Annotated in this window: 15 protein-coding genes; 11 read left to right on the plus strand and 4 right to left on the minus strand. The window is 59.0% G+C overall.

Going from position 1 to position 15,099, the window contains the following annotated elements:
- Nucleotides 1-77: 77 nt before the first annotated feature.
- The 4 genes from QC823_RS08065 to QC823_RS08080 all read left to right on the plus strand — a co-directional run bounded on the left by QC823_RS08065 (nucleotide 78) and on the right by QC823_RS08080 (nucleotide 4,659).
- On the plus strand, nucleotides 78-656 hold the full coding sequence (locus tag QC823_RS08065) for a UPF0149 family protein (RefSeq protein ID WP_309655850.1): 579 nt from the start codon (nucleotides 78-80) through the stop codon (nucleotides 654-656).
- Between the two features lie 74 nt (nucleotides 657-730).
- On the plus strand, nucleotides 731-2,080 hold the full coding sequence (pepP, locus tag QC823_RS08070; protein ID WP_309655851.1) for a Xaa-Pro aminopeptidase: 1,350 nt from the start codon (nucleotides 731-733) through the stop codon (nucleotides 2,078-2,080).
- Nucleotides 2,081-2,170: 90 nt separating this feature from the next.
- Nucleotides 2,171-3,388, plus strand: a complete 1,218-nt coding sequence (gene ubiH / locus QC823_RS08075; protein ID WP_309655852.1) for a 2-octaprenyl-6-methoxyphenyl hydroxylase — start codon at nucleotides 2,171-2,173, stop codon at nucleotides 3,386-3,388.
- A 23-nt stretch (nucleotides 3,389-3,411) separates the two neighbouring features.
- Complete coding sequence (locus QC823_RS08080; protein ID WP_309655853.1) at nucleotides 3,412-4,659, plus strand: UbiH/UbiF/VisC/COQ6 family ubiquinone biosynthesis hydroxylase; 1,248 nt, start codon at nucleotides 3,412-3,414, stop codon at nucleotides 4,657-4,659.
- On the opposite strand, the gene QC823_RS08085 is transcribed toward QC823_RS08080, so the two are convergent.
- From QC823_RS08085 to gpmI, 3 genes are all read right to left on the minus strand, one after another.
- Nucleotides 4,656-5,984, minus strand: a complete 1,329-nt coding sequence (locus QC823_RS08085; protein ID WP_309655854.1) for a S41 family peptidase — start codon at nucleotides 5,982-5,984, stop codon at nucleotides 4,656-4,658. The genes QC823_RS08080 and QC823_RS08085 overlap by 4 nt on opposite strands.
- An 84-nt stretch (nucleotides 5,985-6,068) precedes the next feature.
- Nucleotides 6,069-7,220 carry a murein hydrolase activator EnvC family protein gene (locus QC823_RS08090; RefSeq protein WP_309655855.1) on the minus strand — a complete coding sequence of 384 codons (1,152 nt, stop codon included), beginning with the start codon at nucleotides 7,218-7,220 and terminating at the stop codon, nucleotides 6,069-6,071.
- 8 nt (nucleotides 7,221-7,228) lie between these two features.
- The gene (gpmI, locus tag QC823_RS08095) at nucleotides 7,229-8,794 is read right to left on the minus strand and encodes a 2,3-bisphosphoglycerate-independent phosphoglycerate mutase (protein ID WP_309655856.1); all 1,566 of its coding nucleotides are present in this window, start codon (nucleotides 8,792-8,794) and stop codon (nucleotides 7,229-7,231) included.
- 190 nt (nucleotides 8,795-8,984) lie between these two features.
- Here gpmI and QC823_RS08100 point away from each other — a divergent pair, with 190 nt between their 5' ends.
- From QC823_RS08100 to ruvX, 7 genes are all read left to right on the plus strand, one after another.
- Nucleotides 8,985-9,407: a rhodanese-like domain-containing protein gene (locus QC823_RS08100; RefSeq protein ID WP_309655857.1), complete on the plus strand. Its 423-nt coding sequence runs from the start codon at nucleotides 8,985-8,987 to the stop codon at nucleotides 9,405-9,407.
- 196 nt (nucleotides 9,408-9,603) lie between these two features.
- On the plus strand, nucleotides 9,604-10,170 hold the full coding sequence (gene secB, locus QC823_RS08105; protein ID WP_309655858.1) for a protein-export chaperone SecB: 567 nt from the start codon (nucleotides 9,604-9,606) through the stop codon (nucleotides 10,168-10,170).
- Nucleotides 10,171-10,926 carry a 16S rRNA (uracil(1498)-N(3))-methyltransferase gene (locus tag QC823_RS08110; RefSeq protein ID WP_309655859.1) on the plus strand — a complete coding sequence of 252 codons (756 nt, stop codon included), beginning with the start codon at nucleotides 10,171-10,173 and terminating at the stop codon, nucleotides 10,924-10,926.
- 56 nt (nucleotides 10,927-10,982) lie between these two features.
- Nucleotides 10,983-11,675, plus strand: a complete 693-nt coding sequence (locus QC823_RS08115) for a CvfB family protein (protein ID WP_309655860.1) — start codon at nucleotides 10,983-10,985, stop codon at nucleotides 11,673-11,675.
- Nucleotides 11,676-11,763: 88 nt separating this feature from the next.
- A complete protein-coding gene (gshB, locus tag QC823_RS08120; RefSeq protein WP_309655861.1) occupies nucleotides 11,764-12,729 on the plus strand; it encodes a glutathione synthase in 966 nt (321 codons plus the stop codon).
- 45 nt (nucleotides 12,730-12,774) lie between these two features.
- Nucleotides 12,775-13,332, plus strand: coding sequence for a YqgE/AlgH family protein (locus tag QC823_RS08125; protein WP_309655862.1), 558 nt, complete (start codon nucleotides 12,775-12,777; stop codon nucleotides 13,330-13,332).
- Nucleotides 13,332-13,787, plus strand: coding sequence for a Holliday junction resolvase RuvX (gene ruvX / locus QC823_RS08130; RefSeq protein WP_309655863.1), 456 nt, complete (start codon nucleotides 13,332-13,334; stop codon nucleotides 13,785-13,787). Before QC823_RS08125 ends, ruvX begins: the two co-directional genes overlap by 1 nt.
- 13 nt (nucleotides 13,788-13,800) lie before the next feature.
- On the opposite strand, the gene pyrB is transcribed toward ruvX, so the two are convergent.
- The gene (gene pyrB / locus QC823_RS08135; protein ID WP_309655864.1) at nucleotides 13,801-14,826 is read right to left on the minus strand and encodes an aspartate carbamoyltransferase; all 1,026 of its coding nucleotides are present in this window, start codon (nucleotides 14,824-14,826) and stop codon (nucleotides 13,801-13,803) included.
- Nucleotides 14,827-15,099: the final 273 nt, after the last annotated feature.

Below are 15,099 nucleotides of genomic sequence, written 5' to 3' on the forward strand. Positions count from 1 at the left end.
GCTAACAAAATGTTGCTAACACGTTAACACCGTACGTCAATGGCGTATGGTCTCCCATCGAAAAGTGAGTGATTCGCATGTCCCTAATCGACGAGCGCCAAGAATTTTCTGACGTCGCTGATGTTTTTCTTATGCACGGCAGCATGCAGTCGCCGGCGTTTTTAGACGGTCGCTTATGCGCGCTGCTAGCGCTTAAGGATCTCTCTGCCGAGGCGTGGCTTGATGAGGTGTGTCTGAGCCTAGGCATCGAGGAGCCCAAGGATCAAGCCAGCGCTGAACGGTTGCTTGGCTGGCGCAAGCAGACGCTTGAAGCGCTGAGTGCCAGCGAAATGAACTATACGCCGCTACTGCCTGATGAGCTTTTCTCTCTGGTCGAGCAGGCGCAGGGGCTTAAAGAGTGGACACAGGGCTTTGTCGAAGTGCTCGATGAAGCGGTGGATGATGCGCTGCGTAAGCGCTGGTCGCAAACGCTACGCGAGGCGCTCGATGACTTGCCGGCACTGGCGCAGATCGAAACCGATATCGACGACAGCCCGGAAAACGAAAACGATCTGTTTGCCTTGACCGAACACGCACGCATGGCGGCCATGATGTTGTATACCGAGCAACACCCTGGCCAGCCTCAGGTAGAACAGACCGATGCGCCTGTCCATTGAGCGCCCCATTGTCCTGTGGATCAAAAAACGTCCTGTGAGTCAAAAACGGCTTTTCAAATTAAAAAGGAGTTTGCATGCTGCCTGATGTCATACCGCGCCCCGCTGCGATCCCGCCGGAAACCTACCGCGCACGCCGCGAAACGCTGATGCGCCAGCTGCCCTCGTCGGCGGCTATACTCTTGCCCGGCGCGTCATTGCTTACGCGCTCCAATGACAGCGAATTCCCGTTTCGCCAGAACAGCGACTTCTACTACCTCACCGGCATGACCGAGCCCGATGCGCTACTGGTGTTGCTGCCAGGTAAAGGCGAGAACGACGAGGGCGAAAGTATCGTGTTTTGCCAAGACCGTGATGCAACGCTAGAGGCATGGACGGGGCGGCGCCTTGGTGCCGCAGGTGTGGTGCGCGAGCACGGCCTGGATCACGCGTTTGAGAACGCCGAACGCGACACGCGCTTAGCCGAGCTGCTCCGCGGCCGCGAACAGCTCTACCTGCCGCTGGAAAGCTCAGAGGCCGTCGCCTTGGCCGAAGACATTTACGTGCAGGCGAAAGCGGGCCAGCGCCATGGCGAAGCGCCGGTGCGCGGTTGGCAGGATATAAGCCCTTTAATTCATAACATGCGCTTGATTAAAAGCGCGGAAGAAATCCACCTGTTACGCCATGCGGCAGCAATTTCCGCCCGCGCCCATTGCCGCGCCATGCAGGCCGCTGCTCCTGGGCTTTTGGAGTCCCAGCTGCAAGCAGAGCTGGAGCATGAATTCATGTGGCAAGGCGGTAGCGGCCCCGCGTACAGCACCATTGTGGGCGGCGGGGCGAACGCCTGCGTCTTGCACTACATTGAAAACAGCGCACCGCTACGTGCGGGCGAGCTTGTTTTAATTGATGCCGGCGCCGAATTTGACCTCTATGCGGGCGATATTACCCGCACGTTTCCGGTATCTGGCACGTTCAGTGCGGCCCAGCGCGCCCTTTACCGTATCGTGCTGGCTGCACAGGAGCGCGCGGTAGCGGCGGTCAAGCCTGGTACGACGCTGAAAGACATCCACCAGGGCGTGGTGCGCGACCTAACCCAAGGGCTGATTGAACTTGGCTTGCTGGAAGGCGACGCGAAAGCGCGCGTGGACGACGAGAGTTATCGTCGCTTCTACCTGCACTCGACATCGCATTGGCTCGGCCTTGATGTCCACGACGTTGGCACTTACCGCCTTGACCTGGAGACCCCTCGACCGCTTGCACCCGGGATGGTACTCACCGTGGAACCAGGGCTCTATATTCCTGATGACGCCGACATACCCATGGAGTATCGCGGGATAGGCATCCGTATCGAGGACGACGTGGTGGTCACAGACAACGGCCATGACGTGCTGACGGCAGGTGTGCCCAAGCAGATGGCCGATATCGAAGCCTTAATGGTTAAGAGATAACCAGAGCGGAAAGTGTTCTATGTCTTTATGTAATTTACATTACGATATAAGTATTTGATTTTTATGTTTTAAGTGCCGATGGAGTCCTAGATGGCGACGCCAGAAAAAGCAGTGACACACGATATTGTGATTGTGGGTGGTGGTTTGGTCGGGGCGAGCCTTGGTTGTGCCTTAGCACCGCTTATTGAACGTCATGGGCTGCGTGTGGCGGTTATCGAAGCCGCGCCGCTACCCTCTATGGAGACACCGCCCACTTGGCAGCCGAGTTTTGATGCTCGTGCCAGCGCCATTGCCGAGGGCTCCGCGCAACGTTTTCGCCACTTAGGCGTGTGGGAAACCATGCGTCAAGAGGCAGCTCCGATTAAACGCATTCATATCAGCGAGCGTGGGCGGCTCGGAGCGACGCGTCTAAGCGCTTCTGATGTCGGGATCGAGGCGCTGGGGTACGTTATTCCTAATGCCTGGATGGGCCGTGTGCTGCACCATCATCTCGCCGGGTCGCCGCTTGAGTGGCATTGCCCAGCGCGAGTGGAGACGATTGCGCCCGTTGCTGAAGGGCACCGGCTTTTGCTCTCCGATGGCAGTGAGCTCACTGGCGCGCTGACGGTCGTCGCGGATGGTGGGCGCTCGGGGTTAAAAGAGCAGCTGGGTATCGAAAGCGCGCATGCGCCTTACGAGCAAACCGCGCTAATTGCCAATGTGTCGGTCAGCCAGCCGCATCAAGGCGTGGCGTATGAGCGCTTCACCCGCGAAGGCCCGATTGCGCTACTGCCGCTGCCAGGTAATGCCATGGAGTTGGTATGGACCCACCCAGCCGGGGCTGAAAAAGCACGCATGGCACTCTCGGAGAGGGATTTTCTTCTCGCCCTTCAGGCGGCGTTTGGTGACCGCGCTGGGCGATTTACCCATGTCGGCAGTCGTTATGCTTATCCGCTTACGCTGACCACGGCGAAAGAGCCGGTGCGCCCGGGTCTCGCCGTGTTGGGCAATGCGGCCCACGCGCTGCACCCGGTGGCGGGGCAGGGGTTTAACCTGGCGCTGCGCGGTGTAATGGACCTAGTCGATACGTTGAGCGTCAGCCTTGCTGCTGGTCAGCCACCGGGTGCCATGGCCATGTTGAAGGACTTCGAACGTTGCCGTGAGCGCGACCGGGCCAATGTAATTCGCTTTAGCGATGGGCTGGTGAAGCTCTTTGGCATTGACGTGCCGCTGTTGGGCCATGCCCGCGCGGCGGGGCTGATCGGGCTTAATTTAGCCGGGCCGCTGCGGCGAAGCCTCGCGCGCCGCGCCATGGGAATTGAACGCTAATGAGCACAGGGAGCCAATACGACGTGAACCAAAAAAACGACAGCAAAGACGCCGCCTTCGACGTCGTTATCGTCGGTGGGGGCATGGTGGGCGCCGCCCTGTGCGCGTTGCTCGCCAATGCCGGCATGCACGTGGCGCTGGTAGAAGCACAAAACACCCCTTTACTGCCCGCAACGCTTAAGCTAACACAGCCCACCCCGCGGGTTAGTGCGCTAACGCCGGTATCGCAACGCTTGCTCACATGGCTAAACGCCTGGCCAGCCATGGTGTCCGCGCGGGTAACGCCGTATCACGCTATGCACGTGTGGGATGGCGAAGGCAGTGGTGAGATTCGTTTTTCCGCCGATGAAGCCGGCGTGCTGGTGTTGGGGCACATCGTCGAAAATGACGTGACGCTTGCAGCGCTTAACGCCCAGATCGCGGGCCATCCTAAGGTCTCGCGCATTAACGGTGCTCGCGTTGAGGCGCTGCAAACCACCGCCACTGGGCGTTGGCTTGAGTTGAATAACGGTCGCAAGCTTCACGCGCCGCTGGTGGTAGCCGCGGATGGCGCGCGCTCGGCGCTGCGGGCGTTGGCTGAGATAGAAGTGAGTGAAGACGACATGGGGCAGCACGCGGTGGTCACCACGGTGCGCTGTGAAACGCCCCACGCGGGCACGGCGCGGCAAGTCTTTCTCGCGGGTGAGCCGCTGGCATTTTTGCCGCTGACCGTCGCGGGTGATGACCACTACTGCTCGATTGTCTGGTCCACGACGCCGGATCGGGCCAAGGCCTTATGTGAGCTTAGCGCGGATGCGCTTGGCGCTGCGTTAGGTAATGCCTTTGAACATCGGTTAGGTCAGGTTGAAGTGCGCGGTAGCACCCACCGCTTCCCCTTGGTGCAACGTCATGCCCGCGAGTATGTTCAGCCACACTTGGCGCTGGTGGGCGATGCCGCGCACAGCATCCACCCGCTGGCGGGCCAAGGCGTCAACCTTGGTTTGATAGATGCCGCCGTGTTGGCGGAAGAAGTGATTCAGGCCTGGCGTCGCGGGGCGCCCTGGGGCGATGAGCGTATTCTTACGCGCTACGAGCGGCGGCGGCGGGGCGATAATGCGGCGATGCTGGGGCTAATGAAAGGGTTTAAGTTGCTGTTTGGCGCGCAAAACCCTGCCTTGACGCTGGCACGCAACGTGGGCATGAGCGGCATGAACCGGCTGGTGCCGATCAAGCGGGTACTCATGCGGCAGGCAACCGGGGAGCGCGGCCGCCTGCCGACGAGTTGCCGCTAGCGGCGGCGGCGATCCACCACATTGAGCGCTTTTAGCAGGTTGAGCGCCTCCCCGAGTTGGTAGTCTTCGCGCAGCCGCTCGGAGGTTTCTTGGCGCTCGCGCGCCTCTCCTTGGGAGCGGAGGTGGCCTTCTAAATCGGCTTCGCGTAGTTGGCGCCGGCTATCGGCGACTTCAAGCCGACCGCGTACGACTTCCACATCGGGCTCGATGCCCTGGGCCTGAATGGAGCGGCCATTGGGCGTGTAGTAAAGCGCGGTGGTGAGCTTCAGTCCTTCACCATTACCCAGCGGCATAATCTGCTGCACCGAGCCCTTGCCAAAGCTGTCGGTGCCCATGATCACCCCGCGTCGCTGGTCCTGAATGGCGCCGGCGACAATTTCCGCGGCGGACGCGCTGCCGCCGTTAATCAGCACCACCAGCGGAATGTCGCCAGCAGGCGTATCCGGCGTGGCGGAGAACTCCATTTGTGTGTCTGAAAGGCGCCCTTCGGTGTAGACCACAAGCCCTTCGTCCAAGAACAGGTTGGACACATCCACGGCGGCTTGAAGCACGCCGCCGGGATTGTTGCGCAAATCGAGCACGAGCCCATTCAGCGGTGCGTCAGCGGCCATGTTTTGCAGCGCCTCGCGGGCCTGCGAGGCGGTACGCGACTGAAACTGGCTGATGCGCAGGTAGCCGTAACCGGGCTCAAGGAGCTCGTGTTTCACGCTTTCGGTGCGGATAACTTCACGCGTGAGAGTGAACTCACGCGGGCTGTCTTCACCGCTGCGCAGGATGGAAATCGTAATCGCGGTGCCGGGTTCGCCGCGCATCAGGTTAACGGCTTCTTGCAGCGATAGACTTTCGGTCGGTGTACCGTCAATGCCGATGATGATGTCTCGCGACATCAGGCCCGCCTTGGAGGCCGGCGTATCGTCAATCGGTGTAATCACCGTTAGCTGGCCGTTTTCCATGCCCACTTCGATACCAATGCCGCCAAATTCGCCTTGGGTGGATTCGCGTAGGCTCCTGAACTCGTCTTCATCAAGATACGCCGAGTGAGGGTCGAGTTCGCTGAGCATCCCGCGCATGGCGTTACGTAATAACGTGCGGTCGTCGACCTCTTCCACGTAGCCCCGTTTGATGCGCTCGAACACCTCCGCCAAGGTTTGAATCTCTTCGAGAGGTAAATCGTCTAGTTCGCTTGTGTTGGGCAGCGTGTCGACTGTTTGCGCCGCGGCCTGTGGCGAGGTGGCGATGAGCGACACCGAAAGCAGCGCAATCGGCATAAAGGTGGCCAAAAGCCGCTTGGCGGGGGCGGTTACCGCATTAACTGAAAGCGTCATGGAGACTCCGCTAGGCGATTGGCAGGTGGGCTGCCCAAATTGAGAGACAATGATATTGAAAGGTAATGGCACAAGCTTATCCCGTCAGCGGCGGGCAATCCAACGCTGAGGGTTAATCGGCTCGCCGCTTTGGCGCACTTCAAAGTAGAGCGCGGCTTGTGCTTGGCCACCAGTGTCGCCGACTCGGCCAATTTCGTCGCCCCGTGTGACGCGTTGCCCAGGGCGAGCACTGAAGCGCTGCAAGTGGGCATAGAGTGTCATCACGTGATCACCGTGGTCGATAATCAAGAGATTACCAAAGCCGCGCATCCAGTCGGCGAATACCACACGTCCGGCGTGAACGGCAGTAACCGGTGTCCCAGCACGGGCGTTGATGACAATGCCGTTGTAATGAACGCCTTCTTGACGATGATACGCCGCGCTAATCGTGCCTTGCACCGGCCAAGGAAGATCCCCCTGCGTGCGGTTGATTTGGGTACTCGGGGCGGGCTCGTCAAGGCGCGCCATCTCTTGGCGAATGTGTTCCAACGCGCGCTGCGCCTGTTCGCGCTCTTGCTCTAGAGTCGCTAATCGCTGCGCTTCGTTTTGAACGCGCGAATCGAGCGTGGCGACGAGCTCGCGACGCTGCGCGGTGCGTTCTGCCAATGTCGCACTTTGGCTTTCAAGCTCGGCGCTGAGAGTGTCTAAACGCTGTTGGCGTGCGGCGAGTGCCGCCTCGGTGTCGGCAAGGGCAGTGTCGAGCTTGGCAATGGCCTCAATACGCGCTTGGCGTGCCTGCGTTAGGCGATTGAGGTAGGCCTGCATACGGTCGAGTTCCCCTGGGTTGCCCTGGTTAAGTAACAGCTTGAGTTGGGGCGTGGGGCCGACGCGGTAAAGCGCGGCGAGTTGCTTGGCGAGCGCTTGAGACTGCTCATGCCGCTCGCGCTCTAAGCGCTCGCGATGCGCACGCAGCTGGGCACTTTCGTCGGCGAGCTCGCGACGCTCGGCCTGTAATGCATCTAAACGCCGATGGGTCTCAGCGAGTTGGGTTTCGATGTCGCGCAGCTCGCGTGAAGCGTCGTCGCGAGCGGCATCGGTAGTGCTTAGGCGCTCGGCGACGGTTTCAATCTGTTCGCCGAGCGCGTCGAGCTGACGCTTGGCATCCGCTTCGCTGGCGTGGCTAAGCGCTGGTGAAAACCCGCCCCAGAAAAGCCCACTCAACAGCAGTAATACGCCGGTGAACGCTAAGTGCCGCATTGGCGCGTTTAGCTCAATGTGATCAGGGATTGGCCGGTCATGGCCTCGGGCACCGGCTGATCCATGAGGGTTAAAAGCGTGGGGGCAAGATCACAAAGGCGTCCCTCTTCGAGCTTGGCCTGGCGCTCGCCCACGTAAACTAGGGGCACCACAAAGGTGGTATGGGCGGTTTGCGGCGCGCCGGTGTCGGGGTTGACCATCTGCTCGGCGTTGCCGTGATCCGCGGTGATCAAGCAGGCGCCACTGGCACGCTTGATCGCGTCAACCACGCGGCCCACGCAGGTATCGACGGTTTCAATCGCTTTCACCGCGGCCGCAAAATCGCCGGTGTGACCGACCATATCGCCGTTGGCATAGTTGCACACGATCAGGTCAAACGTGCCGCCGTCGATGGCCTCTACGAGCTTGTCGGTGATTTCAAATGCGCTCATTTCGGGTTTTTCGTCGTAGGTGCGCACGTCTTGAGGCGAGGGCAGCAGAATGCGCGTTTCGCCTTCAAATTCCCCTTCTTGACCGCCGGAGAAGAAAAACGTCACGTGGGGATATTTTTCCGTTTCGGCGATGCGCAGCTGCTTAAGCCCGCGCTTGGCGACGACTTCGCCCAGCGTATCGGTAAGCTCCGCCGGCGGGAACGCCGTGGGTGCGGGAATATCGGCGGCGTACTGGGTCATCATGACCAGTCCATCACCCGCAAGCTTGGGGCACACCTGTCGCTCAAAGCCGGAGAAATCTGGCTCGGCAAAAGCACGGGTCAGCTCGCGGGCGCGGTCGGCGCGGAAGTTGGCGAAAATCGCCGCGTCGCCATCCGCGATGGTGACCGGTGTCCCTTGTGGCCGTATGCTACTTGCCGAGACAAACTCGTCGGTTTCGCCGCGCGCGTAAGCGTCATTTAGCGCTGTTTCAGCGGCTAACGCGTGGAAATCGGCGTTGCCTTGGGTGAGCAACGTATACGCCTGCGCGACTCGCTCCCAGCGGTTGTCGCGATCCAGCGCGTAAAAGCGCCCAATGATTGATGCCACAAAACCGTTATCGGCACCGACCAGTTCCGCTAAGCGGGTGTTGGCGCGCTCAATGGAAGGCAGCGCGCTTTTCGGCGGCATGTCGCGACCATCGAGGAAGGCATGAATGTAAATGTGTTTGGCGCCCCGGCGGGCGGCAAGTTCGGCCAAGGCGAGAACGTGGTCTTCGTGGCTATGCACGCCGCCGGGGGAAAGAAGCCCCAGTAGGTGCACGGCACGGCCGTTGGCAACCGCGTCGTCGATTGGCTTGGTAAGGATGGGGTTAGCGTCGAGGTCAACGTTTTCCACCGCTTTGGTGATGCGGGTAAGGTCTTGATAGATAATGCGGCCAGCGCCGATATTCATGTGGCCCACTTCAGAATTGCCCATTTGCCCGTCGGGTAGGCCGACGTGGTGGCCGTCGGTGTGAACGAACGCATGCGGGCGTTCATTCCAGAGTTGATCCATGACCGGCGTGTTGGCGGCTGCCACCGCGTTGTGCTGGGCATCAGGGTTGTGGCCGTAGCCGTCTAGGATAATCAGCGCCACCGGGCGCGGCGTGTTTGACGTGTCCATGAAAACCTCATATTGACCGAACAGCGACGCGGGGTCGCGACGAGCGTAAGCTTGGTGCATCATAGCGCAGGCAGCGACCGCTCGTCATGGCTAGAGGCCTGCGCGCGACGCTGCGTGGCGTGTATACTGTGATGTTTTCACGGCGGCAAAGCCGCTTTATTTGTGCATTGACTAAGAGATTGTGCTCGCGATGATCGATCAGCTGTTCGAATTCGTACAGAACCACCCGTTGCTGGTGGGCTTGTTTTTGCTCGTGTTAATCGCCTGGATTATCTACGAGACGCGTAGCGCTTCCACAAACGGCGTGACCTCGGCTGAAGCGACGCAGCTTATCAACCGCGAAGATGCTGTGGTGGTGGACGTGCGCGAGAGCAAAGATTATAACGCCGGGCATATTGCCGGGGCGCGTAATATTCCTCAAAGCAGTCTGGATAGCCGGCTCAACGAGTTGGAAAAGCATAAAAGCCAGCCCATCGTCGTGGCTTGCAAGCACGGCCAAAGTGCCGGTGCGGTACAAGCGAAGCTTGCCAAAGCGGGCTTTGAGCGTGCGTTTAAGCTTAAGGGCGGCATGGTGCAGTGGCAGGCGGATGGCTTGCCCGTGGTAAAAAAATAACCGCTTTCAACCATTTTTTTAAATGCTGCGTGTTTTCAAATGCTACGTGTTTTCAAATACGGTGCCTTCAAACACCGCACGGTTTTTATAAGTGTTTTGCAAAGCCGCTTTATTGTCCTTAGCTGTAATCAGCAGACATAACCCATGGTCATAGGCGTCCTATTACACGCCTTACCTTAATCAGTAGGAGTTTCCGATGGCGGAAGAGAACAATACCCAGGGCAGCAATCAACAGGGCGGTACTCAACCAAACAATACCCAGAACAATGCCCAGCAAGCTGGTGCTCAAGAGGGCGATAAATCGCAGCTTAAATTTTCGCTGCAGCGCATTTACGTCAAAGACATCTCCTTTGAAGCGCCGAACTCGCCGAGCGTGTTTAAGCAGCCGTTCAAGCCCAAGGTCAGCCTTGATCTCAACACCTCAAGCACCAAGATTGCCGACGATCAATACGAAGTCGTAGTGAAAGTGACCGCACAGGTCAACGACAATGAAACCGGCACGACCTCGTTTCTTGCCGAAATCGAGCAGGCGGGGCTTTTCCGCATTTCGGGTATTGAAGGCGCCCAGCTGGATCAAACCCTGGGCGCATTCTGCCCTAACTTGCTGTTCCCTTATGCCCGCGAGTGTGTCGATAGCCTGGTCAACCGCGGTGGCTTCCCGCCGCTGATGCTGGCGCCGGTGAACTTCGAGGCGATGTACGCCCAGCGTAAGCAGCGTGAAGCGCAGCAGGCGCAAGGCGCACAAGAGGAAAACGCGCAGTAAATGCAAGCCGCCGACTGGTACGCCGCCCACGGCAAAATGCCACGCCTTTACGTGCCGGCGACGTTCGAGGTGGGCGGCACGCTCACCTTGCCAGAAGGCGCGGCGCGCCATCTCACTCGCGTGTTGCGTATGGGCGAGGGAGCGCCGCTGGTGCTATTTGATGGTAACGGCCAAGAGGCGGGTGCCCGCTTGACGGAAGTCTCGCGTAAACGCACCACGGTAATGCTTGAGGCGCTTTGGCCGGGAACAGGCGAATCGCCGCTGGCCGTCCATCTGGGGCAGGCCGTTTCTAAGGGTGATCGCATGGATTACGCGATTCAAAAAGCGGTCGAACTGGGCGTCGCGGCGATCACCCCGCTGTACACCGAACGGGGCGATGTGCGCTTAAAAGGCGAGCGTGAGGCGAAAAAGCTCGCCCACTGGCAAGCCGTGGCCGCGAGCGCCTGTGAGCAGTGCGGCCGCGCGGTCGTGCCGCCGGTCCACCCGCCGCAGGCGCTTGGGGCATGGCTTTCCGAGCGCAATGAACCGCTACGGCTGATGCTGCATCTGGCGACCGGCAATGCGTTTTCTCAAGCGCAAAAACCGGTGGCAGCGGCGCTTTTGATCGGCCCGGAGGGTGGCTTGACGCCAGATGATACCGCTGCGGCACAGGCGGTAGATTTTACCCCATTGACCCTGGGCCCCCGGGTGCTGCGCACTGAGACAGCCCCTGTGGTAGCGTTAACGCTTTTGCAGCATCACTTTGGTGATCTGTAAGTTGTCCCTGACGTTGCTTTAATCCCTTCTCTCTTTTTTATCAGGACGGCTTGGCTATGACGCGTGATGCACGAGCTTCTCATCTTTCCGCTACCGATGCTGCCGCCCATATTGGCGATGTGGCGTACTTGACGGTGACGACGGTGAACAACACCGGTGCGTTTTTGCGTTGGGGGCATGCGAAGGATGTGTTACTGCCCTACAGCGAGCAGCATTTTCGCCCGGATGTGGGTAAGCGCGTGCTGGTTAAACTTTATGAGGATGACCAAGGCCGCCCGGTTGCGACCATGCGCCTAGAGCGTTTTGTGACCGACGAAGCGTGGGAACTCGCGCGCGGTGATCAGGTCACGCTGGTTGTTGCTGAGCGCACGGATCTCGGCATGAAAGTGGTCGTCAATCACCGGTACTGGGGTTTGGTTTACCTAGATGACCTGACGCAACCGCTGCGGCGTGGGCAAACGCTTCCCGGCTACGTGAAGCAACGCCGCGACGATGGCCGACTGGATATTTCACTTCTACCGCCGGGCGAAGCGCGCCTTGATGTTGTCGGCGAGAAAGTTCTGCAGGCGCTGCGCGAAAGCGGTGGGTATCTTCCGCTGGGGGATAAAAGCGCCGCGCATGAGGTTAAAGCACGCTTAGGCGTGAGCAAAAGTGCCTATAAACAGGCCATTGGCCGTCTTTACAAGCGCGAGCTGATCACCCTTGAGCCTTATGCGATTCGACTGGTGCCCGGTGCGGTAACGTCGTAAGCGTTGCAGCCACGGTTGGAGCTAAGCGAGCCGTACGGCATACTGGCCGATACTTTAACGACCCGTTCACCTTGGGGATAGCGACCTGATGAGCCAATCTAGCCTTCATCTTGGCGTGGTGATGGATTCCATCGCCGATATTGCTTACAAGAAAGATTCCACCATGGCACTGCTGTGGGCGGCGCAAGAGCGCGGCTACATCCTGCATTACATGGAGCAGGAAGATCTTTTCTTGAACGCCGGTCAGGCTTACGCGCGTATACGGCCACTCAACGTGTACCGTGACCCAGAGCACTGGTTTGAACTGGGGGAGGCCGATGCGCGCCCGCTCGCCGAGCTTGATGCGATTCTGATGCGCAAAGACCCGCCGGTGGATGCCGATTTTACCAATGCTGTGCACCTACTTGGCTTTGCCGAGCGCGAAGGCGTGCTCGTGGTGAACCCCACCGCGGCGCTTTTGCAGTGCAATGAAAAGCTGTTCGCTCAGCAGTTTCCGCAGTGCTGCGCGCCTACGCTCGTATCGTGCCAAGCCAATGTGTTGCGCGCGTTTCATGCCGAGCACGGCGATGTGATTTTCAAGCCCTTGGATGGCATGGGCGGCACCGGTATTTTTCATATTGGACCAGACGGTCGTAATCTCGGCGCTGTGATTGAGCAACTTTCGCTGCGCGGCCAGCGTCAAATCATGGCGCAGCGTTATTTGCCGGAAATCAAAGACGGCGACACGCGTATTCTCCTGGTCGACGGCGAGCCGGTGCCTTATGGACTGGCGCGTATTCCCTCAGCGGGAGAAACGCGTGGCAATCTCGCGGCCGGTGGGCGTGGCGTTAGCCGCGAGCTAACCGAGCGCGATCACTGGCTTATTAAGCAAGTTCAGCCGATGATCCGCGAAAAGGGCCTGCTGCTTGTGGGGCTGGATGTGATCGGCGATTACATCACCGAAATTAACGTGACGAGCCCCACGTGCGTGCGCGAAATTGACGACCAGCGCGGCACGGATATCGCGGGTTTACTGCTGGATGCCATTGAGCGCCGCTTAACCCCGGTGGCGTGATCGATTGAAGACGCCTTCTCCTTATGGGGAGGCGCTAGGAGACGCATGCAAAGCTTGAAACACCATTTTCTTTTGGCCATGCCGCATATGGAAGAAGCCAACTTCGCCGGAAGCTTGGTCTACCTATGCGACCATGACGATAACGGCTGTATGGGTGTTATCACCAATCGGCCGCTCGATATCACCCTGGATGCGCTTTTTGAGCAACTTTCACTGGGCGGGGAAACGAGCCTGCATCGCAATTCGCCGGTTTACTACGGTGGCCCGATGCACAAAGATCGGGGCTTTATTCTCCATCGTGGTAATAGCGATGAGTGGGACTCCAGTATTCAGGTTACCGACGATATTGCTCTAACGACGTCGATGGACATTCTTCAAGCGTTAGCCAATAACATGGGCCCTGAACGCTATCTTGTTTGCCTTGGTTGCGCTGGCTGGGATGTTGGGCAGCTGGAAGAGGAGCTCAAGGAAAACGCTTGGCTCACTGTCGATGCCGACGCGAGTGTGCTGTTTGAAACGCCACCGGCAGAGCGCCTGAGTGCTGCAGCGGGTATTCTCGGCGTGGATCTCAACCTGATGACGCGAGACGCAGGACACGCCTGATGGCAAATATCGGTCAGCGTCTCGTCCTGGCGTTTGATTTTGGTACGCGCCGTATCGGCGTGGCAGTTGGCAATGAGCTTTTGAACAGCGCTCGCGAACTGGAGCCGTTGCCGGCCCGCGACGGCATACCTGACTGGCACGTAGTGACACGCTTGATCAGCGAGTGGCAGCCGGACCTGCTCGTCGTGGGCTTGCCGCTCAACATGGACGGCAGCGAGTCAGCCATGAGCACGCGGGCGCGCAAATTCGGCAACCGGCTGCACGGGCGCTACGGTAAACCCTGCGAAATGGTTGACGAGCGCGGCTCTACTCGTGAAGCCAAGCAAATCGCCCGAGAAGCGGGGCATCGCGGCAATTACCGCGAGCAGAGTGTCGATGGAATTGCTGCCGTGCTTATCTTGGAAGGTTGGTTCGCCCACCAGGAAGGCCTTCCCAGTGGGCGAACGTCAGGCTGAATCGCTTATTCAATCACCGGTCGAGAGTGCCGGTTTGTGCAGGCACAAACCAGCGCACTGGGCGCAAGTCTTTTTCAATCAAGTCATCGACCTGAAGCAGCGTGGCGAAAATGGCCATGCGCATCGGGATGCCGTTGTCGGTCTGGCGGAAGATCGCCAGGCGCGGGTCGCCGTTAAGGTCCACGTTTAAATCATTCGCGCCGGGGCGACTGTCCCGAGGTAGTGGGTGCATCACGATCGTGCTGGGCGAACAACGTTGATCTATAAAGCGCTTGTGAACAGTAAAGTCGTCCGAAACACCGGCAAAGGTTTCACTCATTTCGTTGGTGAAGCGCTCTTTCTGTATCCGCGTGGTGTACACCACATCCAAATCGCTGAAATCGTGGGTCAAACTATCGCGGACTTCCACGCGGTGGCCGCGCGATGTCACTAGGTCAACCAGTGCGGCGGGCATCTCAAGCCCCGGCGGGGAGACCAGCGTAATGCGCATCGGGTCATAGAGCGATAATAGCTTGATCAGCGAATGCACCGTGCGCCCGTGGAGCAGGTCGCCAGTAAGCAGAATATGCGCCCCTTTTAGCGATTTGCCGAGTCGAGCAAACTCCTTATCAATGGTGTAAAGGTCGAGCAGTGCTTGGCTTGGGTGTTCGCCTGGGCCATCACCCCCGTTGATGACGGGGATGTGGGTGGCGGCCGCAAATTCGGTGACAGAGCCTTGCTCCGGGTGGCGCATCACAATGGCGTCACAGTAGCCACTCATCACCCGGCTGGTATCGTAAAGTGATTCCCCTTTGGCCATGGAAGAAAAGGTGAAACCTGTGGTATCGCAGACGCTTCCGCCCAAACGGCAGAACGCCGCATTAAAGCTGACCCGGGTGCGCGTGCTAGCCTCAAAGAAAAGATTGCCCAGCACCGCGCCTTCTAATACGCGGGTAACTTTCTGCCGACCGGCGATGGGCTCCATGCGGGCGGCGACGCGCAATAAGTGATCCACGTGGTCGCGGTTTAGCGAGTCGACAGATAACAGATGGTGGCTCATTTCTGACCTCAAGATGACGTGAGTATAGGCGAATGGCAATCGCGTTAGTGTAACTGCCCTATGGCTAACTGCGACGCTTTTCACGCCTATTGGCGAACGTCGTGAAAGAAATTTACACAACCCCTTGCCAACCCGCCGGTGAACCCGTAGAGTACGCATCCGCTGCCGGGGACGCAGGGCGTTACCGGCGGTGATTGAAGGTAAAAACCTTCGGTTTGTCAGAGAGTTAGAGGTATAAGTAAGAGTGATATATTTCAGTCACTTTTTTACTTT

Origin of the sequence: Vreelandella vilamensis (assembly GCF_031451755.1) — a bacterium.
GTDB lineage: Bacteria > Pseudomonadota > Gammaproteobacteria > Pseudomonadales > Halomonadaceae > Vreelandella > Vreelandella vilamensis.